This is a genomic window from Actinacidiphila rubida (assembly GCF_900110255.1).
Classification (GTDB): domain Bacteria; phylum Actinomycetota; class Actinomycetes; order Streptomycetales; family Streptomycetaceae; genus Actinacidiphila; species Actinacidiphila rubida.
This window is the reverse complement of sequence record NZ_FODD01000056.1, coordinates 18144-42373: the sequence shown is the minus strand read 5'-3', so window position 1 is coordinate 42373 and position 24230 is coordinate 18144. Positions and strand designations below refer to the sequence as shown.

Genomic DNA, 24230 nt, shown 5'->3' with positions numbered 1-24230 from the left:
GGAACTGCGCGAGCAACCCACCACCGGCCGGTGGACGGCAACGCACCGCAAGGGGCTGGGCGGACCCCGAAAGGGGCGCGGGGAACTGCGCGACAAGCCACGACGAGACCGGCGGACGGCAGCGCGCAGCGCGTGGCGCGGGGCAGGACGGAAGCCGAACCCAGCAAAACCCGGTGGCACCCCGCCGGCGGGGAGAATGAGGGGATGGCTGGGGAACTGCTCGGGACGAGGCTGCGGCATTTGGTGGAGGTGCTGGACGGCGACGTCGCCGCCGCGTACCCGGCGCTGGGGCTGGGCGGCGGCTTCCGGCCCCGCTTCACGCCTGTCGTGCGGGCGCTCGCGGCCGGCGGGCCCGCGTCGATCAGGGATCTCGCCGCGACGCTCGGCGTGACGCACTCCGCCGCGAGCCAGACCGTCGCGCAGATGGTCCGGCAGGACCTCGTCGTCACGGAGGCCGGCGCCGACGCCCGGCGCAGGATCGTGCGGCTGACCGCGAAGGCCGAGGCGCTGCTGCCCGCGCTGGAGCGGGAGTGGGCCGCCACGGTGGCGGCGGTCACCGCGTTCGAGGCGGAGCTGGCGTATCCGCTGGGCCGCCTCGTCGAGGAGGCGCTGGCCGCGCTGGAGCGCACGCCGCTCCGTGACCGGATCGCCGCCGCCCTGGAGGAGGCGCACGGCGACAGCGCGCCGCCCGGCCCCTGAATCGCCGATCCGCGGTGCTGCCCGCACTGTGGAAGGCGGGGCCGTACCAGGGACAGGAGGGCCGGACGATGGACCTTCCGCCGGACGACTGGCTCTCGCATGCGCTGCTGGACGGCACGCAGGCGGGCGTCGCCGTGCTCGACACCGACCTGCGGTACGTGTTCGTGAACCCGGCATTGGCCAGGATGAACGGCGTTCCGGCCGGTGAGCACATCGGCCGGACGACCGGCGAGGTCGTGCCGGGTGTGGACCCCCGGGAGGACGTGCTGCGGCAGGTGCTGGCGGACGGTCTGAGCCGGGAGGCGGTGTCCAGCGGGCAGACCCGCGCGGACTCGGTGCACGCCCGGCGGTACTGGCACGGCAGCTACCACCGGCTGGAGGATCCCCACGGCCGGGTGCGCGGCCTGGGCGCCATCGTGATGGAGGTGAGCGCGGACCGCGAGACGCAGCGCGAGGTGGAGCGGACCCGGGAGCGTCTGCTGCTGCTGGACGCGGCGGCGGTGCGGATCGGCTCGACGCTGGAGATGGAGCGGACCTGCCAGGAGCTGTGCGACCTGCTGGTCGAGGTGATCGCGGACGTGGCGACGGTGGAGGTGCTGTCGCTCGCCGGGGACGGGCACCGTCCGGCGCCGCCGGGGATGCTGCGGCTGCGCAGGGCGGCGATGGCGGCGCGGGTGCCGCTGGCGGGCAAGGTGGGGCAGTTCGGCGTGCCGGGCGAGTACGTGGACTACCAGCGCGGCTCGGCGATCCCGACGTGCCTGGAGACGGGGCGTCCGGTGGTGTCGAACTACGGGTCGGACGAGGCGCTGAGCCGGTCCGCGCCGAATCCGGAGCGGGTGGCCGCCTACCGGGCGGCGGGCATCCATTCGGGGATGGTGGTGCCGCTGTCGGCGCGCGGCGCCCGGATCGGAACGGTGTCGATGGTCCGTGCGGGCGACTCGCCGGCGTTCACGGAGGACGACGCGGCGGTGACCCGCGCACTCGCCGACCGGGCCGCGATCAGCCTGGACAACGCCCGCCGCTACAGCCGCGAGCACGGGATCGCGGTGGAGCTGCAGCGGGCGCTGCTGGCCGCGCCGGGCACGCCGCATCCGCGGGTGGACGTGGCCACGCGCTACCTGCCGGCGGGCGCGACCGACCTGGTGGGCGGCGACTGGTTCGACACCCTGGCGCTGCCGGGCGGGGTCACGCTGCTGGCGATGGGCGACGTGATGGGGCACGGCGTGGAGGCGGCCGTGGAGATGAGCCACTACCGGTCGATGCTGCGGGTGGTGGCGGGAGACTTCATGAGGGCGGCGGGGACGGTGGGGGCGCGGGCGCCCGGCCGGATCCTGCGGCGGCTGGACGACCTGCTGACGGCGGCCGGCGCCGAGCGGCCCGGGACCTGCCTGATCGGGCTGGCGGATCCGGCGTGCGGCGGCGCGTGGTTCGCCAACGCCGGGCATCTGCCGCCCGCGGTGATCAGTCCGGACGGCGACGTGTCGCTGCTCCCGGTGCCGCCGGGGCCGCCGCTGGGGGCGGACCTGTGCGGGCGGTACGAGACGGTGCGCGTGGAGTGGCCGGGCGGCCACACCCTGCTGCTCTACACCGACGGCCTGGTGGAGCGGCGCACCGAGGACATCGACGTGTCCCTGGAGCGGCTGGCGGGCCTGAGCCTGCCGCAGGCGGCCGGGCCGCTGGACGGGCTGCTGGGCGGGATCGTCAGCCGGCTGGCGCCCACCGCGGCCGAGGACGACGTGGCGCTGCTGGCGGCGCGGGCCCGGATCGGGGCCTGACGTAGGCTCGAAGGCGCGGACGCGTCCGCCGACGTGCCCGCTCGCCGGCCCCCGAGGAGTGAGCCGTGACCGAACGCAAGCCGCCCGGCGTGTCCTTCGAGACGTGGGCCGACCGGCAGATCCGTGAGGCGGAGGAGCGCGGCGCGTTCGCGAACCTGCCCGGTGCGGGCAAGCCGCTGCCGTCGGCGAACGCCCCGTACGACGAGATGTGGTGGATCCGCGGCAAGATGCAGCGCGAGGGCCTGTCGTTCCTGCCGCCGAGCCTGGTGCTGCGCAAGGAGGCCGAGGACGCGCTGGCGGCGGTGGACGCGGCGCGCTCGGAGGACGAGGTGCGGCGCCTCCTGCGCGAGGTGAACGCGAAGATCGAGGAGGCGATCCGCGTTCCGCCGGAGGGTCCGCCGCTGAACCTGGTGCCGTACGACGTCGAGGAGAAGGTCGCCGACTGGCGGCGCCGGCAGGGGAGTTCGCCTTCCTGACGGCGGGTGGCAGCTGGTAGGCATGGGGCGTGCGCTTCGATTCCGTGCCCATGCCGCCGGCGGTCGGTGCCCGGCCCCGTGACGTGCGCGGCTATCCCGTGCCGGCGATCACCCCGTGGGAGGGCGACCAGCCGCAGTTCGCGCTGACCGACTACGCGCGCAGTGCGAACTGCGCGCGCGGGCGGCGGTGTTCGGTGTGCGACGTGCTGATGCCGCGCGGCCCGGTGTGGCGGGTGGTGGGTGCGGCCGAGAGCGCCGCGATCGGCGAGGCGCTGGCCGCCGGGCGCCCGTACCGCAACATGGCGCCGACGCTGGAGGGTCCGGGGCACCGGGCGTGCATGCTCTACGCGTCGATGGTGTGCCCGTACCTGGCGCGGCCCAACGCCCGCCGCGGCCTGGACGCGCAGGACCCGGACGCGATGACGGAGCACGTCGTCCGGGGCGCGGCGCGCGGCGCGTCGGGCGCGGTGGTGGGCTTCGCGGACTACGAGTTCGCGGTCACGCCGGACCGGGTGCTGTTCCGGTTCGTCGACGTGGTGGAGTTCCTGCCGCACGACTCGGCCGACACGCACCTGCCGGAGCTGCGGGCCGAACTGGCCCGCGGGGAAGGGTGAGGAAGGCCGGGCAGCCGGCGGGCCGCGGCGGCGTCAGGCGCGGTAGGCGGGCAGGCCGGTGTAGCCGGAGACCCTGACCGGGGCGTGCGAGCCGTCGGCCGGCAGCGTCACGATGCCGGCCGGGGTGCGCGCGGCGATGGTGCGTCCGTCGGGCGACCAGGCGGGCTCGGTGTAGTCGGTGATCGCGTCGGGGGTCAGGTCCCGGTAGGTGGGGCCGCTGTTGGCGGAGTGCTCCAGGAACAGGTGGTCGTGGCCGCCGACGGAGCGGACGAACACGACGTCCTCGTCCTGGGTGGGTGCGAGGGCCGGCTCGGAGCCGTGGGTCAGCGCGGAGCCCTGCTGGCGCAGGTAGTCGTCGCGGAGGTAGACCTCGCCGGTACCGGAGTTGGCGTAGACCGCGGTGCCGTAGCGGCCGGCGGAGCTCGGCCAGCTGTTGCCGGTCTGCGGCAGCGGCGCGACGTTCGCGCCCGACTCGCGGTTCAGGCCCAGCACCTTGGGCGTCGCGCCGTGCGCGGTGGCCGGCACGGAGACGAGGGTGGCGACGCCGGCGGCCGAGCGGACCGCGAAGACGAGGTTGTCCAGGGCCGGTTGACTGGTCTGGGGGTCGGCGGCGCGCACCTGCCACGTGGGGTGCGACCAGTTCTGGCCGCCCGGATTCCTCGCGACGACGACGCGGCCGCTGCCGTCGGGGTCGCTGACCGCGAGGTCGCCGTCGCCGTCGACGAACGCGGCCCTGCGGCCGTCGGGCGACCAGGCCAGGTCGCGCACCTCGGTGCCGAAGTCGACGCGGGTGCCGTTCATCACCACGAAGCGGGTGCCGTTGCTGATCGTCAGCCCGTTGTGCGCGGTGCCGTTGGGCACGGGCGACGCCGACCCGACCGGCTTCACGCCGGAACCGCCCTGGCCGCTGCCGCCGTTGCCCGTCCCGCCGCCGGATCCGTTGCCGGAACCACTGCCCGATCCGCTGCCGGATCCGTTGCCCGCGGCGCCCGTGCCGGTGCTGCTGGGCGAGGCGGAGCCGGTGGCGTCGTTCGGGCCGCACGCGGACAGCATCAGTGCGGCACCCGCGGTGATGCCGGCGGTCAGGGCGATGGCGGCGGCGGTGCGGCGGCGCTTGTTCGGTGCGGACATGGCGGTTCCCCCCAGGAACGGCTCGCGGGCGCGAGGGCGCGGCTTGCGCTGAGTCCAGCGTGCCGCGCCGACTTCCGGACGCTGTCAGCCCGTTGTCACGGCCGCGCAACAGGGGCGCGCGACCTGACCGGGTGAAGTCCGCGGACGGGAGGTGACGGTTGGGGGCCGTGGGCGTGCCCTGGCGAGGGGGGCGGGCGTTGTAGGGATCATGAATGTTTGCCGAATCCTCACCACCGCCGCGGCCGGCTCGTTCCTGCTGGCCGCCGCCGCACCCGCCGCCCTGGCCGCCGACCTCGGCGGCACCCTGACCAGCACGGCGCTGACCGCCCAGGCCGCCGGGACGTCCGCGGGCTCGGCCACCTCCGGCGTCCTCGGCGAGACCGGGGTCGGGCAGAAGGTCACCGCGGTGAAGAAGGCCGTGCAGGCCGGATCCGACGCCGTCAGTGCCGGCAACGAGCTCGTCAACGGCTGACCGGGTCCACCACCCGCGCTGTCGCTCAGGGGCGCCCCCACCGCGGGGGCGCCCCTGCGTGCGTGCGGGGGTGGTCCGGCGGCTACTGGAGCGAGCCGACCGGGACCAGGGCGTGGGCGGCGGTGCCCAGCACCTCCGGGTCGGCGGCGAACTCCCGCAGCTCCGCCTCGCCGAGCGTCGCGCCGGGCGTGGCCTGCGGCCAGGGGCGGCTGGCGAGGATGACGTAGACCGAGCCGCGGGCCCTGGCCGCCGCCGTCCACTGGTCCGGCACCGGGCAGTTGGCGTGCAGGTACGGCATGCTCAGCACCGCCTTGCCGCCCTCGACGAGCACCTTGATCGCGGGCCGATGCGCGCGGGCCACGTCGAGGATCGCGCCGCCGACGGGCAGGCCGATCTCCTCGGCGGCCTCCAGCACGGCCTGCTGCGTGCCCTGCGGCCCGTCGACGCCGTCGCCGAGGGAGTACGCCATCAGGAACGGCATGTCGTCGCCGTCCTCCTCGTGCGCGCCGGCCCAGGGGATCACCACGAGGGTGCCGAGGCGCCGCGGCAGGGGCGCGGCGGCGCCTCCGGACGGGGTCCGGGAGGACGGGTTCGGGGTGGGCGGGGAGGGCACGGCGTTCGTCTGGCTCATGCGTCCGGACCCTATTCCCCGGGCGACCGCGGCGGCCGCCGATATCACCTCAGCGGGCGACCGGCAGAGCCCGGATTCGCCCGTTCGGGGATATCGCCGCACACCCGCGTCCCCGAACGGACCAACCGGTTATCGCACTTCTGATCGGATCAACGGCGAATCCTGGTGGCCGAATTGCGCGGCCGGGGCCGTCCGGCCCCCGGCGACGGCGCGTCGGCATCGGTTGCGGCGCGACAGTCCGCTTTTCACCGTGGGCGACGTAGGTTTTTTCACTTCCGAAGGGAATTCCGTCCCCATGCGCAGCAACCGGATCACGGGCGCGGTGGTCGCCACCGCTCTCGTCGCCGGCGTCACCGGAGGCGTGCTCACCGTCACGTCCGCCACCGCCGATGCCCCCCACCACTCCGCCCTCACCCGCCCGGCGGCGGCCGACACGGCAGCGACGACCCTCATCGACCAGGCCCGCGCGCTCGGCAGGGTCGGCCACCTGGCCACCCCCGTCGCCCGGCTGGTCGAGGACTCGCTGACCGGCACCGCCTCCCGCGACACCCTCTCCCAGGACGCGGCCGCCGCCCGCGCGTCGATCGACGCGACCCGGCAGGCGAACGCGGCCCGCACCACCGACCGCGCCGCCCGCGACGCGACCTCCGACGCCCTAGCCGACCTGCAGAAGGCCGTCAGCGGGCTGATCTCCTCGCTGACCGGCACGCTCAGCGGCCTGCTCAGCGCGGCCACAGGCGTGGTCGGCGGCCTGCTCAGCACGATCAGCGCGGTCCTCGGCGGGGCGCTGGGCAGTGCGCCCAGCGTGCCGTCGACCCCGTCGCTGCCCGCTCCCACCGCCACCGCTCCCGTCACCACCGCCGCCCCGTCCACCGCGGCGCCCGCCGCATGAGTCCTCCTCGAACATCACCGGTTCAGCTCAACATGCGTGACCACGGGTGATCCCGAGCCGTTGGCAGGGCGTCAAAAGCCGCAGGGTTTGCGGCTGATTCTCGTCTCAGGGAGATCTTGATGTCGCGTATCGCAAAGGCCGCGGCCATCGCCGCCGCCGCAGGTGCCGTGCTGGCCGTCGGCGCTGGTGCGGCTGCGGCCGACTCCGGCGCCCAGGGTGCCGCGGTCGGTTCGCCGGGCGTGGTGTCCGGCGACCTCGTCGAGGTGCCCGTCAACGTTCCGGTGAACCTCTGCGGCGACACGGTCGACGTGATCGGCCTGCTCAACCCCGGGTTCGGCGACCAGTGCTACAACGTCTCCGCGCACGAGGACGGCGGCAGCTGGTAGTCCGGAGCCTCCGGTGGCCCCCCGCCTCCTGAACCCACATCAGGAGGCGGGGGGCCGCTGCCATGTCCGGCCCGCGCGGCGCACTGCCCGCGCCTCACCCGTCACTCCTCGTAGGTGTAGAACCTGCGGTGGTCCATGACCGCCGACGGCTTCACGGAGAACGGCGGCATCGGCTCGTTGAGGCTGATCACCCGGCCGTGCTCGGGGTCGTGCGCCCGCAGCGGCCTGGCCGGCAGGTAGCCGGAGTGCGGGTGGCGGCGCTGCCAGCGCACCCAGATCAGGTCGATGAAGGCGTGGTGCAGCCAGAAGACCGGGTCGTTCGGCGAGGACCCGCCGATCATGTGGCCGCCGATCCACTGGTGCACCCGGTTGTGCAGGTAGCCGCCCTTGGTCTCGCTGACCGTCCAGCCCTCGATCTTGTTCCGGAAGCCCTTGGTGGCCGGCGCGGAGTTCCACGGCGCCGTGTCGTACGTGCTCATCGCGAGCGCGCCGTCCAGTTCGCTCCTGGTCGGCAGCACGATCGGCCGGTCCGGGCGGCCGATGTTGCGGGTGAGGTAACGCTCCTGCGTGACGCCGTAGGTGATCGGCCAGTCGCCGTACCGGTACGCGAACGGGCCCGTCATCACCTGGCCGTCGCTGTCGCGGCCGTTGCCGCCCATGAAGTCCGGTGCCCACAGCGGCGAGGAGGCCGACCGGTCCCGGGTCCAGTCCCAGTAGGGGACGGTCACCCCGGGGTCGATCATCTGCAGCTCGTGTTCGAAGGCCAGCAGGAACTGCCGGTGCCAGGGGAAGAACGTGGGGGCCATGTGGGCGAGCCGCAGGCCCGTCTCCCCGTCGGACGCGAAGTACTTGGCGTGCAGGGTGACGTACTTGTCGTAGCCGCCCATGCGCTTGAGCTCCAGGACGGCCTGCACGAACTGGCTGCGCTGGCTGCTGGTCAGGTTCCGCTGGTTCCTGCGCGTGTACACGGTCGGGCCTCTCTCCCCGTCAGTGGCGGAGGATCGGGAGCTGGACGGGGGCGGCGGCCAGCACGGCGTGCCCCATCACGTCGACCGCGCCGCGGGCCGTCGCCAGCGGGGTCGCGAAGGGCTGGTAGTGGTTGGCCATGCTGATCCAGCTGCCGTCCACGCGCCGCATGACGTGCAGCGGACGGCCGTCGACGAGGATGCCGATGCGGTCGTCGTCGGCGGTGGTGAAGCCCTGGATGCGGCGGCCGCGGTAGACCTCGTCGAACAGCGGCGTGCCGGCCGGCCGGGCAGGTGCCGCGGCGCCCTGGGCGGCGACGGCGGCGCCCGCGCCGTCGTGGCCGCCGGACTGCCCCGCGGCGAGCATCGGCCGCAGCGCGGCCCCCGTGCCGGAGACGGCGGCCACCGTGGTGAGGCCGGTTCTGAGCATCCTCCTGCGCGTCACCATGCCCCGTTCCTCTCTCGTCAGGTCTCGATGGCCGGAGCGGCCGGAATATCCGATGGGCCGGAACAGCCGGAACAGCCGGATGAGCCGGGTGAGCCCGGAGCAGCCGGAATACGGTGCAGGGCGGCCCTCATCCTCTCCCCGGGAGGACGGGAAACGGCGGATGATCGGTAAGCGGGGAACGGAAATTCATCCGCCCGAGTGATGTCGCGGGAATCGCCGCGGCGGTATTGGCGGAGAGGCTCGAAGGTCCATCCGTGGGAACGGCCGGCCGGTCGCGGGTAGGGGAATGCCGGACGGCGAAACAGGGCCCGCACGCTCGGCGCAGTCAAAAGCGCGTTTCTGTTCTTCGTACGTTATGACTGATCGTCAGAGTGCGGTGCGACTCGGGGCGCCGTGTGCCGACGACGAGGGAGTGACCATGGGCGGCCGGCGTCATTGGGTGGCGAGAACGGGTGTCGGTGCGGCCACGGCCGCGCTTCTGGCGGCAGGTCTGGCGACGGCGGCGCTGGGCGGCGAGTCGCCGTCGGGCCGAAACGCCGCGTCGGCGGGTCGTGCGTCCGGCGGAGCCGCCGGGGCGCTGCCGGCGGGCGGCTCGGGCAGCGGCTCGGGCAGCGGCCGGGGCGGCGGCCCGGGCGCGGCGGCCGTGGCCGGCGGCCTGCTCGGGGGGCCGGGCGGCGGTTCGGAGGGCGCGGCGCTGTCGCCGATGGGCGCGTTCACCGACTCCGGCGAGCAGGGCGTGCAGAACCTGGCGGGTCTGCAGGAGTGGCTGGGCGGCACCACCGTCCGCGTCGGCCACACCTACCTGCCGGGCGACAGCTGGGACTCCATCGAGGGCGCCGGCGACCTGCTGGACCCGTGGGCGCAGTGGAAGCACGCCGCGCCCGGCCGGCTGTTCGTGCTCAACGTGCCCATGCAGGAGCACAACGAGGACCGTCTGTCGGACGACGAGGTCCGCGGCCTCATCCGGTCCGGCGCGCAGGGCGCCGACGACGCCCACTTCACCAGGCTCGCGCAGCGGCTGGTCGCGCTGGGCGTCCCCGACACGGTGATCGTGCTCGGCTGGGAGATGAACGGCACCACGTACGCGCACCGCTGCGGGCCCGACCCGCAGGGCTGGAAGACGTACTGGAACCGGATCGTGGCCGCGATGCGGGCCGTGCCCGGCCAGCACTTCCGCTTCGACTTCGCGCCCAACCGCGGCCAGGACGCGGTCGCGTGGACCGAGTGCTACCCCGGCGACGCGAGCGTCGACATCGTCGGCATGGACTCCTACGACCAGCCCGGCGGCGAGAGCTTCTACGACCAGATCAACGAACCGTACGGGCTCCAGGCGCAGGTGGACTTCGCCGCCGCGCACAAGAAGGCCATCTCCTACCCGGAGTGGGGCCTGTTCAGGAACGGCGACAACCCCGACTACATGGCGCTGATGCTGTCCTGGATCTTCACCCACCGCCCGATGTACCAGACGGTCACGGACTACTGCCCGCACGGCGTGTGGCAGTGCGCGGAGAACCCGAAGGCGTCGGCGGTCTACCACGCGCTGATGGCCGGCCGGAAGACCGCCGCCCCCTCCGTCACGCCCTCCGCCGCGACCTCCGCCGCGACCTCCGCCGCGACCACCCCGAAGCCCGCGGCCACGGCCACTCCCTCGCCGGCCTCCGCGACCTCGCCCGTGACCTCACCCGCGTCCGCGTCCGCGGCGGATTCCGCCGCCACCCCGTCCGATCCGTCCGATCCCCCCACTCCCGACGGCACCACCCCCAGCACCGCCCCGTCCGCGCCGGCCCAGGGCTCCGCGGACGCGCACGGCGCCGCCGAGAACTGCTCGCCGATGCAGCTCAGTGCCCAGATGCAGCAGCAGTACGCCAGCGGCGAGGTGTGCGTCCGGCTCAGCCCGAAGAGCGGCCGGTCCGGCTGAGCAGCAGCGCGCGCAGCCGCCGCAGCCGGGCCGAGCGGGCGGCGGCGGCGCGCGCACGGGCCAGTCCGTAGCGCAGCAGCAGCGCCGGCGCCGACGCACGCCCGGCCATCAACAGCCTCTGGTTGGTCCGGTGTTCGGGCTGCCAGTGGAACTTGTGCGGCTCCGCGCCGCGCAGCAGGCTCAGGGTCGCCCGGCCTCCGCCCGCCGACTGCCCGACGCCGTGCCGCATCAGCAGGGTGGTGACGTCGACCTTCGCCGCCCGCAGCACCGGGTCCGCGCCGAACAGGTAGCCGCCGGCCAACTGCGGTGACAGCACGGTCAGGTTGGCGGCCACGACCCGGCCGTCCATGCGGAACTCGGTGACCGACGCGGCGCCGTCGGCCGCCATCCAGGCGGCCGCCCTGGCCAGGTGGCGGGCGAACCGGGGCCGTTCGTGCTCCGGCGTCACCCCGCGGCCGCGCCACTGCAGCAGGTGCAACCGCATCATCGTCTCGATCGCGGACGGCACCTCGTGCGGCGGCACCTCGCGCTCCTCCACACCGGCCGCCTCCAGCTTGCGCAGCGACGCCCGGATCCGCTGCCCGCGCGAGCTGCCGACCCGCGCGATCAGCCCGTCCATCGGCAGCCCCGGCAGCTCCAGGCAGACCGAGTCCGGCAGCCGCCGCGTCGTGCCGCGCCAGCACGCGAGGAGCCGTTCGGCCGAGGCGCCCTCCCGTACCTCCCGCAGGTCGACCACGGCGCCGCGCGCCGCCCGCCGGACCCCCGCGGCCAGCGCGGTGGCGACCCCGGCCTCGGCGTCCGCGAGCAGGACGTCCGTGTAGTCGGTGATCGCCCCGCCGAGAGGGACCAGCGCGGGCAGCGGCCGGTGGACGCGCATCAGCGGCGCGGCCGCCACGAGTTCGCCGCCGCGCCGGACCAGCACCACGCGCAGGCCGCGGCGCCCGCCGTACGACAGCCACCACGACCACAGCCAGGCGTGGCTCTGGAACGCGGTGGCCGTGTGGCAGCGCTGGTACAGCCCCGCCCACTCCCGCGCGAGTCCGCCGAACTCCCCGGCGTTCCGGCACACATGGACGGTCAGGGGGAGGTGCACGCTGCCGTCCGGACCGGCGGGGGCGTGCCCGTCGCGAGGAGCGGGCGTCCGCGGGGCCGCGATGGGGGCGGGGGCCTGCTGGGGATCGGTGGCGGTCATACGGAGGCCCGGGGGTGCTCGTGGGGGGACGGGGACGGGGCGGGGAACGCGGACGGGCGCGCGTCGTACGGGTCGTGGACGTCGTGGGGGCCGCGGCCGTCGCGAACGTCGCGGCCGTCGTACGGGCCGTGGGCGTCGTCGGGCCGGCGGCGGGCGAGGAGGGCGAGGGCGCCGAGCAGGCCGCCCGCGCTGGCGCCGACCGCGCCCGACAGGCCGGTCGACGGCGAGGACGGGCTCGCGGGCGCGGTGGCGGGGGAGAACAGCAGCAGCCGCACGCCGGTCGACGCCGAGGTGCGGTTGCCCGTCGCGGTCAGCGAGTCCGCGACGGCGTCCGCGATCCGCGCCGCCCGCGCGCCGCTGTCCGACGTGCCGGTCACGGAGATCATCGGCGCGTCGGGCGAGGTCGCCGCCTGCACGTGCCCGCGCAGCTCGGGCGCGGGCGTGCCGGCCGCGCTCTGCGCGCCGGCCAGCACCGCGGTCCCCGCGGTGATCCTGCCGTAGGCCTGAGCGAAGCCGAGCGCGGTCTGGGAGTCCGTGGCGTGCTGGGGGACCACCAGCACGTACGCGGTGGCGGCGTACTGCGGTGCGGCGGTCAGCCCGTAGCCGAGGCCGCAGGCCAGCCCGAGGCCGATGCCCAGGGGCAGTGGCGTCCAGCGCGGGAGGCGGTGCCACCAGCGGGCGCCGCGCGCCCCGCGCGCGTTCGGATCGCGGACGTCGTTCATCGGCAGGCTCATTTCTCGGCGGATGCGGGCGAGGCGGCGGGTGCGGCGGCGGGCGCGGGTGCGGCGGCGGGAGCGGGTGCGGTGGCCGGCGCGGCCCCGGGGGCCGGCTCCGGTGCGGCGCCGGGCGGTGACGCGGGCTCGGGGACGGAGACCGCGGGCGGCGCGGACGCGGCGGCGGGGACCGCCGTGTCCGCGGCCGTTGCGGCGGAGGAGCGGGCCGAGGCGGCGAGCAGCTCCTCGTACAGGGCCATCACGCGTTGCGCGGTGCGGGCGATGGCGTAGTGCTCGACGGCCGCGGGCACGGGCAGGCGGCGCGGCCCGGTGAGGCGTTCCTCGCGGACCGCGGCGGGCAGCTGGTACGCCTCGACGCGCCGGGCGCCCGGCGCGTCGTGCGGCGGCAGGTCCTCGACGGCCGGGCAGGCGACGTACAGCGCGGGCAGTCCGGCCGCCAGCGCCTCCAGGACCGCGACACCGAAGGTCTCCTCGGGCGACGGCGACACGAACAGGTCCATGGCGGAGAGGAGTTCGGGCACGGTGGGGTTGTCCGCGCTGGGGTCCTCGGCGGGTCCCGCGAACCGCACCCGGTCGCCGATGCCGAGCTGGTGCACCAGCCGCAGCAGCATCACGTGCTCGGGACCGTCGCCGCCGAGCAGCAGGTACGTGTCGGGGACGGCGGCGACCGCGTGGATCAGGCTGTCGAAGCTCTTGCCGCGCACCTGCCGGCCCACCCCGCCGACCACGTAGGCGGACAGCGGGATGTTCAGCCGGTTCCTGGCGGCGACCCGCGCGGGCGCGGAGAAGCGGAACGCGGCCGCGTCGATGCCGTTGGGCGCCACATGGACCCGCTCGGCGGGCACGCCCCAGCCGGTCAGGCGGCGGGCGACCGTCTCGGACACCGCGAGGGTGCCGCTGCCCAGGCGCTCGGCCGCCCGGTACAGGGTGCGGGTGCTCCCGGTCAGCGGCCGGCCCTCCAGCTGCGTCTCGCCCAGCGAGTGCTCGGTCGTCACGACCGTGCGCACCCGGGCGAGGCGCGCGGCGACCGTGCCGTACACGCGGGCCCGGTACAGGTGGGTGTGCACCAGGTCGTAGCGGCCCGCGCGGATCAGGCGCCGCAGGCGCGGCAGGACCGTCAGGTCCCGGTTGCCCGTCATGCCCAGGTGGGTGACGGGGACGCCGTCGGCGGTCAGCGCGTCGGCGACCGGGCCGGGGTTGGTGAGCGTGACGACCTCGCACTCCGCGGGCAGCGCCCGCAGCAGCAGCCGCAGTTGCTGCTCGGCGCCGCCGATGCCGAGGCCGGTGATGACGTGCAGGACCTTCATGAGTCCTCCCTCGGGAGTGCGGACGGCTCCGGGCGCTGGGGGCGGTCGCCGTGTCCGGACGGGTCGGTCAGGTACGGTCCGCGCATCCGGTGCAGCAGCCTCTTGGCGTGCAGGCGCGGGGAGTTGTCGCGGTTGCCGACGTAGGCGCGGGGCAGCGCGTACAGGCCGGCCAGCGGACCCGGGTCGACCGCGCACGCGTAGGCGTACCCGGCGCGGCGCACCGCGGCGAGCGTGCGGGTGTCCAGCGCGCCGTAGGGGTGGCAGAAGCCGACGGGCGCGGTGCCGGTGATCTCGCCGATCAGCCGGCGGCTCTCGGTGGCCTCGGCGGCGAGCGTCGCGTCGTCGGCGGCCGTCAGGTCCTGGTGGACCAGGCCGTGCGAGCCGATCTCCATGCCCGCGGCCTCCGCCGCGCGGATTCCCGCCGCGTCCAGCAGCGGCCGGCGCGGCCCCTCGGCATCCCAGTCGTTGGCGCCGCCGAGCCGGCCCGGCAGCACGAACACCGTGGCCGTGTGGCCGTGTTCGCGCAGCAGCGGCACCGCCTCGGTGAGGAAGTCGGCGTAGCCGTCGTCGAAGGTCAGGCCGACCAGCCGGTCCGCCCTGCCCTGCTCACGGGCCGCCAGCAGCTCGCGCATGCTGACGCCGGTCAGCCCGTGGCGGCTGAGCCAGCGCAGCTGCCGCGCCAGCCGTTCGGGGCCCACGGTCACCAGGTACGGGTCGTCCCGTGGGTCCCCCACCGCGTGGTACATCAGCGCCCAGGGCGCGCGCGACGCGGTCCGCGACCGCCGTGCGGGGAGGACGAGTTCAGGGGTCATGAGCGGGCCTTACGTGTCACGGTGGCGATCAGGGACGGGATTTCCGGGGCGCGCACGGCCAGCGCCACGGCGGCGAACACGGCCGGGACGGCGACGCCGCCGAGCAGCACGGCGCAGAGCGCCCCCGGCGCGACGGCGGCCAGCGCCCAGCCGGCGGCGGTCGCGGCCGCGGCGGCGAGCGCGATGCGCGCCAGCCCCGGGGCGAGGCTGCGGGCCCGGACGGCGGCGCCGTCGCGCAGCCGCGCGCCGATGCCGTGCAGCAGCAGGACCGCGGTGACGGTGATGCCCGCGGCGTTGCCCGCGGCGATGCCGCACGCCCCGAAGGGCCGGGCGGCCGCGGCGTCGACCACCGCCGTCACCAGCAGCCCGGCGGCCATCGACACCGCCGGGTACCAGGTCGGACGGGCCGCGGAGAAGTACGGCCGCACCAGCGCGCCGACCATGCTCTGGCCGAGCAGCCCCAGCGCGTACACCCGCATCACCGCAGCGGTCGCCGCGGTGTCGGCCGGGCCGAACTCCCCGCGCTGGAACAGCACACGGACGATCGCGGGCGCGCAGGCCGCCACGTACGCGGCGCCGAGCAGCACCACCACGGCGGCGAGCGTCAGGTCGCGTTCGACGCGGCGCCGGGCCCGCTCCCGGTCGCCGAGTGCCAGGGCGCGGGAGACCGCCGGGAAGGTGACGGTGCAGATCATCAGCGACATCACCATCGGCAACTGCGCGACCTTCTGGGCGTAGTTGAGGTGCGAGATCGCGCCGGGCGCCAGGGGCGCGGCGAAGAACCGCTCCAGCAGCACCTGCGCCTGGCGTCCGAGGGTGAACACCACGACGGGCACGACCAGGGCGAACGCGAGCGCGTCGCGGCGCCCGCCCGCGGCGGGTTCGGGCAGTCGCGGCCCCAGCCCCCGCAGGAACGCCGGGAGTTGGACCAGCACCATCAGCACGCCGCCGGCCGCGACGCCCGCCGCGGCCGCCCGCACGCCGTAACGGCCGTGCAGGGCCAGCAGGGTGGCGACGATGCCGACGTTGTAGGCCACGTAGATCGCCGCCGGCGGCACGAACCGGCGCTGGGCGCGCAGCGCCGCGCTGAGGTAGCCGGTGAGGCCGAACGTGAAGACGGTCAGCGCGGTCAGCCGGGTGCAGGCCACCGCCGTCGCCGGGTCGGCCAGCCCCGGCGCGAGCAGCCGCACCAGCAGCGGCGCGCCCGCCGCCAGGCCCGCGGTCAGCACCGCGAGGACGGCGAGCAGCCGCGGCAGCGTGCCCCGGACCAGCGGGCGCGGCCCGGCGCCGCGCGCCAGCACCGCGCTGAACGCGGGCACCATCAGCAGCGCCATCGCGTCCTCGATGAGCACGGTCGCCGCGACCTCCGGCACCGTCCACGCGACGAGGAAGGCGTCGCTCTCGGCGCCCGCGCCGAACAGGTGCGCCACCGCCTGGTCCCGGACGAGACCGAGCACCGAGCCGGCGACGGTCAGCGCCGCGGTCACGCCCGCGGCACGCGCCAGCCCCCGGGGCGCCGCGTCGTCCCCGCGCTCCCTCGGCGCGGCGTCGGGGCCGCCGCTGGTGCCCGCCTGCGCCGGGACGCCGGCGGCCGGGGCGGCGGCCGGGTGGGCCGACTCCCAGGGACCGGGCGGCGCTTCGTGCGCGCCGGGCACCGTCGCGTACGTCCCCGGCGTCGGCTCGGGCGCCGGGACGGGGCCCCGGAGGGGGCCGCCGGCGGGAAGGCTGCTCATGGCCGGCCGCCGGGACGGGTGAGAGGCGCCGCGTCCGGGCGCGGGTCCTGCGCGGGTACGGCGGCCGGCGCGGTGGTGCCGCCTGCACGGGCCGAACGGGCCGTCGACCTGCGGGCGGTGGGTCCGGCGGTGCTGCGGGCGGGTGCCGTCCGTCCGGTCGTGCGGGGCGCGGCGGCCGGGCGATGCTCGTCGTCCGAGCCGTGGTCCGCGCCGTGGTTCGGGTCGTCGTTCGCGCCCTCGCGCAGGCGGGCGTTCGTGCTGCCGGGCGCCCCGTCGTGCCCGCCGTCCGGCGCGTCGTCCGGTTCCTCGACGGCCCAGCTGGGGCGGCGGACCGGGCGGACCGGGAGCGCGGGGAGGACCGGCGGGGCGGGCGGCGGCACCGGCCGGCGTCGTCGCGGCGAGCCCGCCAGATCGCGGCCCGGGTGCAGCGGCCACCAGGCGCACAGACCCAGGACCAGGGCCGTCAGGACGGTCGCGGGCCCGCCGATGTCGGCGTACAGGAAGTCCACGCACGTCCACAGCAGCAGGCCGACCGCGGCGAGGCCGCAGGCCGGTGGCCCGGTGCGGCGGACCGGCGGGCGGGTCCGCGGGTGCGGGAGCGGGTCCGCGAACCGGCGGGGGCGGCGGGGCCGGAGGCGGGCGGTGCCCGCGACCAGGAGCGCCGCCCACGACCCGGTCAGCAGCGCGCAGCCCAGCAGGCCCTGCTCGCTGAGCACCAGCAGGTACATGTTGTGCGGGGACAGCAGCGGTTCACGGGCGAACGCCTGTCCGGCGCCCGCGGTGTCGCTGCCGGACGACAGGGCCAGGGACGCGTGCGAGTCGCGCTCGTCCGGGAAGCGTTTGAGGCCCACCCCGGTGACCGGGTGCTCGCGCCACATCGACACGGCCGCGCCCCACAGCGCGTACCGGTCGGTGACGGACGAGTCGGGGGTGCTGGTGACCTGCGTGATGCTCGCCACCCGCTGGCCGATCATCTGCGAGCCCACGCCGACCCCGCCGACCAGCACGCAGGCGGACGCCGCGGCCACCGCGCCCACCCGCAGCGCCTGGCGGCGGCCGGCCAGCAGCGTCATCGCCGCGCACGCCACGGCCGTGGCGATCCACGTCCCGCGGCTGAACGACACCACCAGCGGCACGGCGAGGGCGCCCGCGCAGGCCAGCGCGCCCAGGCGCAGCCGCCGCGACCCGCCGGGCGCCAGGGCGTAGGCCGCGGCGATCACCAGCCCGTACGCGACGACCGTCGCCATGCCCATCACGTCCGACGGGCCGAACGTGCCGACCGCGCGCACGTCCTGGCCCGCGTACGAGGCGCCGGTGCGCGTCGCGTACTGCCACACGCCCACGCCGCCCTGCACCAGTGCCAGGACGACGACCGCGCCCGCGACCACGGCGAAGTCCCGCCGGTCCCGCAGCAGCAGCACCACCGCGGCCGGCACCAGCACGAACACCTGGACGTAGCGCAGGAATCCGGCGACGCCCGTGCCCGGGTCGAGGGAGGTGACCGTGGCGGCCGCGAAGCCCACCACGGGCGCGCCCAGCACGAACGCGCCCAGCCGCCCCAGCGGCCGCCGACGCGTCCCCGCCAGCCGTAGCGCGCACCACAGCACGAGCACCGCGGAGGCCGCGTCGGCCGGGGTGACCTTGCCGGACGTGCTGACGTCGCCCGCGGCGACCGGCACGGCCAGCAGCAGGACGGTCGCGACCGCCGGTGCCAGGGGCGCGGCGTGCGCGAGCCGGGCCCGCCACCGGGGGGCGGCGGGTCCGCCGCGGGCGGGAGAGGCACCGCCGGTGGAGCGGCGGCGGACCGGGGGCGGGGCGAGGGACATCAGCTGCCGCCCACCCGGAACAGTTCGAGGGCGGTCCGCAGGATGATCGCCACGTCCTGCCACAGCGACCAGCTGTCGATGTAGTGGTTGTCGAACCGGGCGCGGTCGGCGATCGAGGTGTCCCCGCGCAGCCCGTGCACCTGGGCCAGCCCGGTCAGCCCGGCGGGCATCCGGTGCCGGTCCTCGTAGCCGGGGTAGGTCGTGCTGAACTGCTCCACGAAATAGGGGCGTTCGGGGCGCGGCCCGACCAGGCTCATGTCGCCGCGCAGGATGTTCCACAGCTGCGGCAGCTCGTCGAGCGACGTGCGGCGCAGCAGGCGGCCGACGGCGCTCATGCGGTGGTCGCCGGCGATGTTCCAGCGGGTCGCGGACTCGTCGGCGTCGCGCGGGCGCAGCGTGCGGAACTTCAGCAGCGTGAACGGCCGCCCGCCCAGGCCGATCCGCTCCTGGTGGAACAGCACGCCGGGGCCGTCCGTGAGGCGCACGGCGAGCGCGCACGCGCCGAGCACCGGCGCCAGCACGAGCAGCGCGAGGCCGGCCGCGCCCGCGTCCATGGCCCGCTTGGCCCAGCGGCCGGGGCGCGGCGCCGGGTACGGCTCGACCTCCAGCCTCCGGCAGGAGAAGCCCCACAGGTGGGCGGTGGGCACGGGGCCGCGGCGGGCGCGGCCGCCCTCCTCCGCCTGCCAGATGCAGCAGCCCTGCGCGGCCAGCAGCCGCACGGTCGCCGTGGTGCGGGCGTCCAGGGTCGGCGGGCCCACGACGACGGCGAACCGCACCGAGTTCTGGATCACCGCGCGGGTGATCTCGGCGTGTCCGGCCAGCACCGGCAGCGGCAGGTCGGGCGGGTCGTCGGGGGCCTGCGCGTGCAGCGCGGCGGCGAGCAGCCGGACGGCCGGGTCGGACGCGTCGGTGCCGGGCCCCGGCGTGACGACGCCCACCGGGCGCATCCCGTACTCGGGGTGGGCGTGCAGCGCGGCCGCGACCTGGCGGACTCCGGGCCCGGCGCCCACGATCAGGGTGGAGCCGGGCGCGCGGCGCGCGGCACGGCGCCGCAGCCCGTACACCGACGCCCGCAGCAGGCAGGCCGCCGCCGTGGTGACGGCGGCCGCGCCGAGCAGGCCGGGCAGGTCCATGGACGTGACGACCGCGGCGGCCGCGCCCCAGCCGACGGCGGCGCGTCCCGCGACGGCCGGCACTTCCCCGAGGGCCGAGGGCGCGAAGCCCGGCCGGTACAGGCGGCCCTGGTAGAGGGCCAGGAGCAGGACCGTCGTGGCGACGGCGGCCGCGACGGGAGGCGCCCCGGCGGCCAGCGCCCCGGCGACCGCGCCGGCGGCGTCCGCGCCCATCAGCAGCGTGGCGCCGCGGGGCCGGAACGCGCGGTGGCGCGGCTGGGGTTGGGCACGGACACCGGTCGCGGCCGGCTCAGGCGCGGCGGGCAGCGCGGCGGGGGACCGCGGCAGCTCGCGGACCGTGTCGGGTGGCGCGGGGGGCGCGGTTGGCAGCTCGGGCAGGACGGCCGCGGGCTGTTCGGGGCGCAGGGCGACGACGGTGCCGCGGGACGGCGTGGCGGCGACGGCCTCCACCACCACGGGGGCCGGATGGGGGGCGGCTCCGGCGCGGCCGCCGGTCCGCAGCGTGAGCGTGGGGGAGTCGACGCCGGACCCCGCGCGGCTGGCGAACGGGGTGACGTACCCGGAGTGGCCCGACAGGCCGACCGGGCCGAGATGGGCGGGGTGGCCGGGGTGGGCGGCGTGCCCCGGGTGGCCGGGCGGTCCGGGATGGCTGCCGCCCGCGTGCCCCGGGGGGCCCGGGTGGCCGAGGTGGCCGGCCGGGACGAGGTGGCCCAGGGGCGCGGGGTGCCCGGGCGGGGCGGTCGGCACGAGCTGGTGTCCGACGTGAGGGACGTGACCTCCCGGTCCGGCGTGGCCGAGCTGGCCGACGTGGGGGACCTGGCCGACCTGGCCGACCTGGCTGACATTGCCGACGTGACCGACGTGGCCGACGGAGGGCGCCGACGTGGGGAACGCCTGCGGTACGAGCGGGACGATCCGGCCCACCGCCGCGTTCGCCGTGCGGTCTGCGGCGCCCGGCTCCGACAGCCAGGCGTGCGGGGCCTGTTCGGCCCGTTCGGCCCGTTCGGCCCGGTCAGGGCGCGGTGCAGGCCGGGCGTCGCCGCTCTTCGCGGGTGCCGTCGAGCGTTCCGCCGCGGCCTCCGCGGTGCTCTCGACGGCCCGCGGCCGTCCGCCGGGCGGCTGCGGGGCGGCGCCACCGGCGCCCAGGGTGCGGCGGGGGGCGCGCGCCGGCGAGGGGCCGCCGCCCGCGAGGTCGGCGGCGTGGGCGGTGTCGGCGGTGTCGTGGAGGCCGGCGGTGTCGGCGGGGCCGTAGGGGGTGCCGTCGGGGGTGCGGGTCATCGGGGGGCTCCCAGCTGGGGCGCGGGGAGGGCCGTGGGCGCAGTGCGGTCGCCGGGGTCGTCGGGGTCGGCGTGATGGGTGAGCGCGGCGTAGAGCTCCGCGACCGCGTCCGTGGCGGTGTCCAGGGCGTGGTGGTCGCGGGCGTGGGCGAGGGCCCGCCCGGCGGTGTCGCGGCGCAGACCGGGATCGGTGAGCAGCCTCAGCAGGGCCGTGGCCAGCGCGGGTGCGTCGCCGACGGGCACCACACAGCGGGCCGCGTCGCCGTCCGGCAGGCTCTCCCGGGCGCCCGCGACGTCGGTGAGCACGACCGGCCGGCCGCACGCCATCGCCTCCAGGGGGGCCAGCGCCATGCCCTCCCAGCGGGAGGGCTGCACCACGACGTCGGCGGCCTGGTACCAGGGCAGCGGGTCGGCGACGGGACCGGCCAGCAGCACGCCGTCGGGGGCGCGGGCGAGCAGGCGGCGGGCGTCGGGGCCGTCCCCGACCAGGGCCAGCCGCGCGCCGGGCAAGGCTGCGGCGACCGCCGGCCAGGCGTCCAGCAGCACGTCCTGGCCCTTCTGCGGGCACAGCCGCCCGACGCAGACCACGAGGGGCGCGCCGGGACGGACACCGGCCAGGGCGGGCAGCGTGGCGCGGACGGCGGCGGGGTGCTCGGCGGGCGCGAAGTGCCCGGTGTCGACGCCGTTGGGGATCACCGACCACGCGCCGCGGATGCCGTGCGCCAGGCCCGAGGCGCGCTCCGCTTCGCTGACGCACAGCAGGCGGTCGGTCCAGCGGGCCGCGTGCCGTTCCCAGCGCACCGCGGCCGCGGCGACGGGCCCGCGGGCGGCCTCGTACGACCAGGCGTGCGGCTGGAAGACCGTCGGCACGGTGCCGTGCGCGGCCAGCCGGCCGGCCAGCCCGGCCTTGGCGCTGTGCAGGTGCAGCAGGTCGGGGTCGACGTCGCCGAGGACGTGGGCGGCGGCCGTGACCTCGACGGGCAGCCCGGGGCCGGGTGAGCGGCGGGCCGGCCAGCGCACGGCCTCGGCGCCCACCGCCTCGACGGCCCGGGTGAGCGGCCCACCGGGCGGGCAGGCGACGACGACGCGTGCGCCGTCCCGCACCTGCGCGGCGGCGAGCTGGGCGACGACGCGTGCGACGCCGCCCTCGACCGGCTGCGTCATGTGGAGCACCGTCAACCCGGCGAGTGCGTAGGGGTGTTGCGGCATCGCGGCGCCGTTCCCTCTCTCCGGGGTTCCTCCGGGAGGCCCCGGAGCAGCCCAAGTCCAGTCAGTGCGCGGCCCGTTCCCCCCGGAGGGCGGCGGGTCGCGTGCAGTCAACGATTTCCGTGCCTGTCAGGTAATCCCCACAGAACAGGAATGCACGCCGATGCGTGAAATCGGGTACGACGCGCGGCACTTCACTTCTCCTGATTTCGTATGACGATCGCATGATCGGGGTGGACGGCAGGTCAATCACCGGCCCTTCACGACACCCCTGCGGGAGGGTGAAATCCCTGCGCAGTGCCCGTTCTATCCATTCGGGTGAAGGATCATTACCAACCGGGATCAGCGGTGTTGGTCAGACCGGCCCTGGTACCGGGGCACCCTCTCTCAGAAGGACCAACCGTGATCAAGCAGATCCTCGCGACGGCAGCTGTCGCCGCCTCCTTCGCGGGCGTCTCCGCGACGGTCGCGCCGCAGGCGATGGCCCTCGGCGACGACCAGGGGACCACCACCGCCAACGGCAACGACTCCACGCAGGCGTACGGCAACACGTACACCAGCGGCTACATGAGCCCGTCGTTCGCGCTCGTCCAGGGCTCCCTCAACAAGCCCTGCATCGCGCTGCCCGCGAAGGCCAACCTGGGCTCGCTGGTGGGCGGCATCCCGATCACCGTGCAGGACCTCAACGTGCTGTCCTCGCCGCAGAACCAGCAGTGCACCGAGAACTCGACGCAGTCCAAGGGCGACGAGCCGCTCTCGCACATCCTGGACAACATCCCGGTGCTGTCCGGGAACGGCACGCACAACGGCTGACCGCCGCCGCCGGCCGCGCCGGCCTTCGCCCCGGCCCCGCGCAGCCCCGGCCGAAGGGCCGCCGGGATGTCCTCCCGCGGGCCGCGGAGCCGCCCGGCGTTCTTCCGGGTCCGCGAAGCCGCGGCGCCACGGAATTCCTGCGGTGCCTCTCTCTCCGTGAGCCCGGATTTCCCTGCCCGTTCACCGTCCATTCGAGTGGATAGTGATCGGCATGCGGGCCGGGGAGTTGCCTCAGGTCAGTAGTCCTCGTTAGCCCCGTCGAAAGCGGTGCGCTCCGGCCCGGATATTTCGGGACGGCCGCCACGAAAACCGTGGTGGAAATCAGCGCCGCAACGGAAAAGGAGTCACAAGTGAAGTACACGAAGGTCGCGGCCCTCGCCGCGGGCACGATGATCGCCGTCGGTTGCGCCGCTGCGCCCGCTTTCGCCGACTCCGGTGCGAGCGGTGTCGCGATGCACTCGCCGGGCGTCCTGTCCGGCGACGCCGTCGAGGTCCCGGTGGACATCCCGGTCAACCTGTGCGGCGACACCGTTGACGTCATCGGGCTGCTCAACCCGGCGTTCGGTGACAACTGCGCCAACCTGAGCGAGCACTGACCACCTCGCCCCTTCGGGCCCCGCAGTCTGAACAGGTACCGCCCCGGAGCGCGTGTCCCGCGCGCCGGGGCGGTGCGTCTCCCGGCCCCGCCCACTTCTCAGCGTGGAGAAACGATCGACCATGCGACAGATCCTGAGCCGCAGCGTGCTCACCGTCGCCGCAGCGAGCGGCATCCTCGTCGCCGCGGGCGGCCTGGCGAGCGCGGACTCCGACGCCGACGGCACCGCGGCCGGGTCGCCCGGCCTGCTGTCGGGCAACTCCGTGGAGGTCCCGGTGGAGGTCCCGGTGAACGTCTGCGGCAACAGCGTGGACGCCGCCGCGCTGCTCGACCCGGCGCTGGGCGACACCTGCTCCAACGGGGACCGCGTGCCGCCGGTTGCGACGCCGCCGCGCACCGCCGTGCCCCCGGCGCCGGTCCCGCCGCACCGGGCCGCGCCGCCGAAGGCCGCCCCTCCGTCGCTGGCCGAGACCGGGACCAGCGGCCGGCAGTTCGGCGCCGCGGGCGCGACCAGCGCGGCCCTGCTGCTGGGCGGCGCGATGCTCTACCGGCGCGGTGCCCGCCCCGCCCCGGCATTGACCGGCGCCCGGCACCGCGGCGGACCCGCGCACGCCCGGCATTAGACCGGCGCACATCCGGCATTAGATACGAGCAATAGCGCGCCGTTTCGCACCGTTCGGGTGATTGTCCGTTTCGCCGTTTACTCGACGTTTCCGTTGCAATCCGTGGTCGTTGTCCACGGAGAACGACAGCCGGGGAAATACGGCGTCGGCTACCGAAAGGGCGGCAAGTGAAGTACTCGAAGATGGCAGCGGCCGTGGCGGGCTCCGTGATCGCGGTCGGTGTGGGGGCTCCCGCCTTCGCGGACAGCGGAGCGGCGGCCACGCCCGCGATGCCCACGAGCATCAACGGCGGCGTCGACGAGCTCCTGGCCGCCCAGCCGGTGCAGAAGACGGTCGAGGGCACGCATCTGGACCGCGCCCTGCAGGGCGCGGACCGGACCACGGACACCCTGGGGTCCCAGGTCCCGGCCGAGGCGCTTCTCGGGCAGGCCGTCGGCGCCGCCCAGGGCGCCGCCCTCCCGGCGGTCACCGGAGCCCTGCCCGGCACCTCCCTGCTGGGCGGCCTCCCGCTCGGCGGCTGATGTCGGCGCCGGCCCGTCCGGCCCGACGTCACCGCAGGTCCGGCTCTCGCC

The 24230-nt window shown here is 76.1% G+C and carries 24 protein-coding genes; 12 read left to right on the top strand and 12 right to left on the bottom strand.

Features of this window, described 5'->3' with window-relative positions:
• Positions 1-204 precede the first annotated feature (204 nt).
• From BMW99_RS35155 to BMW99_RS35140, 4 genes are all read left to right on the top strand, one after another.
• Complete coding sequence (locus BMW99_RS35155; protein WP_069467105.1) at positions 205-699, top strand: MarR family winged helix-turn-helix transcriptional regulator; 495 nt, start codon at positions 205-207, stop codon at positions 697-699.
• Between the two features lie 68 nt (positions 700-767).
• Complete coding sequence (locus BMW99_RS35150) at positions 768-2474, top strand: SpoIIE family protein phosphatase (protein ID WP_075018208.1); 1707 nt, start codon at positions 768-770, stop codon at positions 2472-2474.
• A gap of 65 nt (positions 2475-2539) precedes the next feature.
• Positions 2540-2950, top strand: a complete 411-nt coding sequence (locus BMW99_RS35145; protein ID WP_069467116.1) for a DnaJ family domain-containing protein — start codon at positions 2540-2542, stop codon at positions 2948-2950.
• Positions 2951-2979: 29 nt separating this feature from the next.
• The gene (locus BMW99_RS35140; protein WP_245791762.1) at positions 2980-3564 is read left to right on the top strand and encodes a hypothetical protein; all 585 of its coding nucleotides are present in this window, start codon (positions 2980-2982) and stop codon (positions 3562-3564) included.
• Positions 3565-3597: 33 nt separating this feature from the next.
• Here the strand turns inward: BMW99_RS35140 and BMW99_RS35135 are convergent, their stop codons facing one another.
• Positions 3598-4695, bottom strand: a complete 1098-nt coding sequence (locus BMW99_RS35135; RefSeq protein ID WP_075018207.1) for a TolB-like translocation protein — start codon at positions 4693-4695, stop codon at positions 3598-3600.
• A 208-nt stretch (positions 4696-4903) separates the two neighbouring features.
• Here BMW99_RS35135 and BMW99_RS35130 point away from each other — a divergent pair, with 208 nt between their 5' ends.
• Positions 4904-5167 (top strand): hypothetical protein, encoded by a 264-nt coding sequence (locus BMW99_RS35130; protein ID WP_075018206.1) that lies wholly within the window; start codon positions 4904-4906, stop codon positions 5165-5167.
• Positions 5168-5249: 82 nt separating this feature from the next.
• Here the strand turns inward: BMW99_RS35130 and BMW99_RS35125 are convergent, their stop codons facing one another.
• On the bottom strand, positions 5250-5798 hold the full coding sequence (locus BMW99_RS35125; protein WP_079176292.1) for a DUF5949 family protein: 549 nt from the start codon (positions 5796-5798) through the stop codon (positions 5250-5252).
• A 295-nt stretch (positions 5799-6093) separates the two neighbouring features.
• Here BMW99_RS35125 and BMW99_RS39610 point away from each other — a divergent pair, with 295 nt between their 5' ends.
• Positions 6094-6690: a hypothetical protein gene (locus BMW99_RS39610; RefSeq protein ID WP_079176291.1), complete on the top strand. Its 597-nt coding sequence runs from the start codon at positions 6094-6096 to the stop codon at positions 6688-6690.
• A gap of 119 nt (positions 6691-6809) precedes the next feature.
• The gene (locus tag BMW99_RS35115) at positions 6810-7076 is read left to right on the top strand and encodes a chaplin (RefSeq protein ID WP_069466884.1); all 267 of its coding nucleotides are present in this window, start codon (positions 6810-6812) and stop codon (positions 7074-7076) included.
• A 101-nt stretch (positions 7077-7177) separates the two neighbouring features.
• Here the strand turns inward: BMW99_RS35115 and BMW99_RS35110 are convergent, their stop codons facing one another.
• On the bottom strand, positions 7178-8044 hold the full coding sequence (locus BMW99_RS35110) for a tyrosinase family protein (protein WP_069466885.1): 867 nt from the start codon (positions 8042-8044) through the stop codon (positions 7178-7180).
• 19 nt (positions 8045-8063) lie between these two features.
• A complete protein-coding gene (locus BMW99_RS35105) occupies positions 8064-8489 on the bottom strand; it encodes a tyrosinase family oxidase copper chaperone (RefSeq protein WP_069466886.1) in 426 nt (141 codons plus the stop codon).
• A 439-nt stretch (positions 8490-8928) separates the two neighbouring features.
• Here BMW99_RS35105 and BMW99_RS35100 point away from each other — a divergent pair, with 439 nt between their 5' ends.
• Positions 8929-10407, top strand: coding sequence for a glycoside hydrolase family 26 protein (locus BMW99_RS35100; protein WP_075018205.1), 1479 nt, complete (start codon positions 8929-8931; stop codon positions 10405-10407).
• Here the strand turns inward: BMW99_RS35100 and BMW99_RS35095 are convergent.
• Genes BMW99_RS35095 through BMW99_RS35055 form a run of 8 tightly spaced genes read right to left on the bottom strand, consistent with a single transcriptional unit; the run spans position 10379 to position 21630 of the window.
• The gene (locus BMW99_RS35095) at positions 10379-11599 is read right to left on the bottom strand and encodes a GNAT family N-acetyltransferase (protein ID WP_079176290.1); all 1221 of its coding nucleotides are present in this window, start codon (positions 11597-11599) and stop codon (positions 10379-10381) included. The two genes, BMW99_RS35100 and BMW99_RS35095, sit on opposite strands and share 29 nt — an antisense overlap.
• Positions 11596-12321 (bottom strand): YveK family protein, encoded by a 726-nt coding sequence (locus tag BMW99_RS35090; protein ID WP_075018204.1) that lies wholly within the window; start codon positions 12319-12321, stop codon positions 11596-11598. Before BMW99_RS35090 ends, BMW99_RS35095 begins: the two co-directional genes overlap by 4 nt.
• A gap of 8 nt (positions 12322-12329) precedes the next feature.
• The gene (locus BMW99_RS35085) at positions 12330-13640 is read right to left on the bottom strand and encodes a glycosyltransferase (protein ID WP_075018203.1); all 1311 of its coding nucleotides are present in this window, start codon (positions 13638-13640) and stop codon (positions 12330-12332) included.
• Positions 13637-14452 (bottom strand): polysaccharide deacetylase family protein, encoded by an 816-nt coding sequence (locus tag BMW99_RS35080; RefSeq protein ID WP_075018202.1) that lies wholly within the window; start codon positions 14450-14452, stop codon positions 13637-13639. The genes BMW99_RS35085 and BMW99_RS35080 overlap by 4 nt, the downstream gene beginning before the upstream one ends.
• Positions 14449-16185, bottom strand: a complete 1737-nt coding sequence (locus tag BMW99_RS35075) for a lipid II flippase MurJ (RefSeq protein WP_079176289.1) — start codon at positions 16183-16185, stop codon at positions 14449-14451. Before BMW99_RS35075 ends, BMW99_RS35080 begins: the two co-directional genes overlap by 4 nt.
• Positions 16182-18011 carry an O-antigen ligase family protein gene (locus tag BMW99_RS35070; RefSeq protein WP_075018201.1) on the bottom strand — a complete coding sequence of 610 codons (1830 nt, stop codon included), beginning with the start codon at positions 18009-18011 and terminating at the stop codon, positions 16182-16184. The genes BMW99_RS35075 and BMW99_RS35070 overlap by 4 nt, the downstream gene beginning before the upstream one ends.
• Positions 18011-20422 (bottom strand): exopolysaccharide biosynthesis polyprenyl glycosylphosphotransferase, encoded by a 2412-nt coding sequence (locus BMW99_RS43000; RefSeq protein WP_079176288.1) that lies wholly within the window; start codon positions 20420-20422, stop codon positions 18011-18013. The genes BMW99_RS35070 and BMW99_RS43000 overlap by 1 nt, the downstream gene beginning before the upstream one ends.
• A complete protein-coding gene (locus BMW99_RS35055; RefSeq protein WP_075018200.1) occupies positions 20419-21630 on the bottom strand; it encodes a glycosyltransferase family 4 protein in 1212 nt (403 codons plus the stop codon). The genes BMW99_RS43000 and BMW99_RS35055 overlap by 4 nt, the downstream gene beginning before the upstream one ends.
• Before the next feature lie 399 nt (positions 21631-22029).
• Between BMW99_RS35055 and BMW99_RS35050 the strand changes: the two genes are divergently transcribed.
• The 4 genes from BMW99_RS35050 to BMW99_RS35035 all read left to right on the top strand — a co-directional run bounded on the left by BMW99_RS35050 (position 22030) and on the right by BMW99_RS35035 (position 24179).
• The gene (locus BMW99_RS35050) at positions 22030-22440 is read left to right on the top strand and encodes a rodlin (protein WP_069467202.1); all 411 of its coding nucleotides are present in this window, start codon (positions 22030-22032) and stop codon (positions 22438-22440) included.
• A 350-nt stretch (positions 22441-22790) separates the two neighbouring features.
• Positions 22791-23036: a chaplin gene (locus BMW99_RS35045; protein WP_069467203.1), complete on the top strand. Its 246-nt coding sequence runs from the start codon at positions 22791-22793 to the stop codon at positions 23034-23036.
• 121 nt (positions 23037-23157) lie between these two features.
• Positions 23158-23658: a chaplin gene (locus tag BMW99_RS42995; RefSeq protein ID WP_069467445.1), complete on the top strand. Its 501-nt coding sequence runs from the start codon at positions 23158-23160 to the stop codon at positions 23656-23658.
• 167 nt (positions 23659-23825) lie between these two features.
• Positions 23826-24179 (top strand): hypothetical protein, encoded by a 354-nt coding sequence (locus BMW99_RS35035; protein ID WP_069467446.1) that lies wholly within the window; start codon positions 23826-23828, stop codon positions 24177-24179.
• Positions 24180-24230 lie beyond the last annotated feature (51 nt).

Excerpts from the sequence above, each read along its gene's own strand:
- BMW99_RS35155 (WP_069467105.1), top strand. The coding sequence starts at position 205 with ATGGCTGGGGAACTGCTCGGGACGAGGCTGCGGCATTTGGTGGAGGTG.
- BMW99_RS35150 (WP_075018208.1), top strand. The coding sequence starts at position 768 with ATGGACCTTCCGCCGGACGACTGGCTCTCGCATGCGCTGCTGGACGGC.
- BMW99_RS35135 (WP_075018207.1), bottom strand. The coding sequence starts at position 4,695 with ATGTCCGCACCGAACAAGCGCCGCCGCACCGCCGCCGCCATCGCCCTG.
- BMW99_RS35130 (WP_075018206.1), top strand. The coding sequence starts at position 4,904 with ATGAATGTTTGCCGAATCCTCACCACCGCCGCGGCCGGCTCGTTCCTG.
- BMW99_RS35125 (WP_079176292.1), bottom strand. The coding sequence starts at position 5,798 with ATGAGCCAGACGAACGCCGTGCCCTCCCCGCCCACCCCGAACCCGTCC.
- BMW99_RS39610 (WP_079176291.1), top strand. The coding sequence starts at position 6,094 with ATGCGCAGCAACCGGATCACGGGCGCGGTGGTCGCCACCGCTCTCGTC.
- BMW99_RS35115 (WP_069466884.1), top strand. The coding sequence starts at position 6,810 with ATGTCGCGTATCGCAAAGGCCGCGGCCATCGCCGCCGCCGCAGGTGCC.
- BMW99_RS35105 (WP_069466886.1), bottom strand. The coding sequence starts at position 8,489 with ATGGTGACGCGCAGGAGGATGCTCAGAACCGGCCTCACCACGGTGGCC.
- BMW99_RS35095 (WP_079176290.1), bottom strand. The coding sequence starts at position 11,599 with ATGACCGCCACCGATCCCCAGCAGGCCCCCGCCCCCATCGCGGCCCCG.
- BMW99_RS35090 (WP_075018204.1), bottom strand. The coding sequence starts at position 12,321 with ATGAACGACGTCCGCGATCCGAACGCGCGCGGGGCGCGCGGCGCCCGC.
- BMW99_RS35085 (WP_075018203.1), bottom strand. The coding sequence starts at position 13,640 with ATGAAGGTCCTGCACGTCATCACCGGCCTCGGCATCGGCGGCGCCGAG.
- BMW99_RS35080 (WP_075018202.1), bottom strand. The coding sequence starts at position 14,452 with ATGACCCCTGAACTCGTCCTCCCCGCACGGCGGTCGCGGACCGCGTCG.
- BMW99_RS35075 (WP_079176289.1), bottom strand. The coding sequence starts at position 16,185 with ATGAGCAGCCTTCCCGCCGGCGGCCCCCTCCGGGGCCCCGTCCCGGCG.
- BMW99_RS35070 (WP_075018201.1), bottom strand. The coding sequence starts at position 18,011 with ATGTCCCTCGCCCCGCCCCCGGTCCGCCGCCGCTCCACCGGCGGTGCC.
- BMW99_RS43000 (WP_079176288.1), bottom strand. The coding sequence starts at position 20,422 with ATGACCCGCACCCCCGACGGCACCCCCTACGGCCCCGCCGACACCGCC.
- BMW99_RS35055 (WP_075018200.1), bottom strand. The coding sequence starts at position 21,630 with ATGCCGCAACACCCCTACGCACTCGCCGGGTTGACGGTGCTCCACATG.
- BMW99_RS42995 (WP_069467445.1), top strand. The coding sequence starts at position 23,158 with ATGCGACAGATCCTGAGCCGCAGCGTGCTCACCGTCGCCGCAGCGAGC.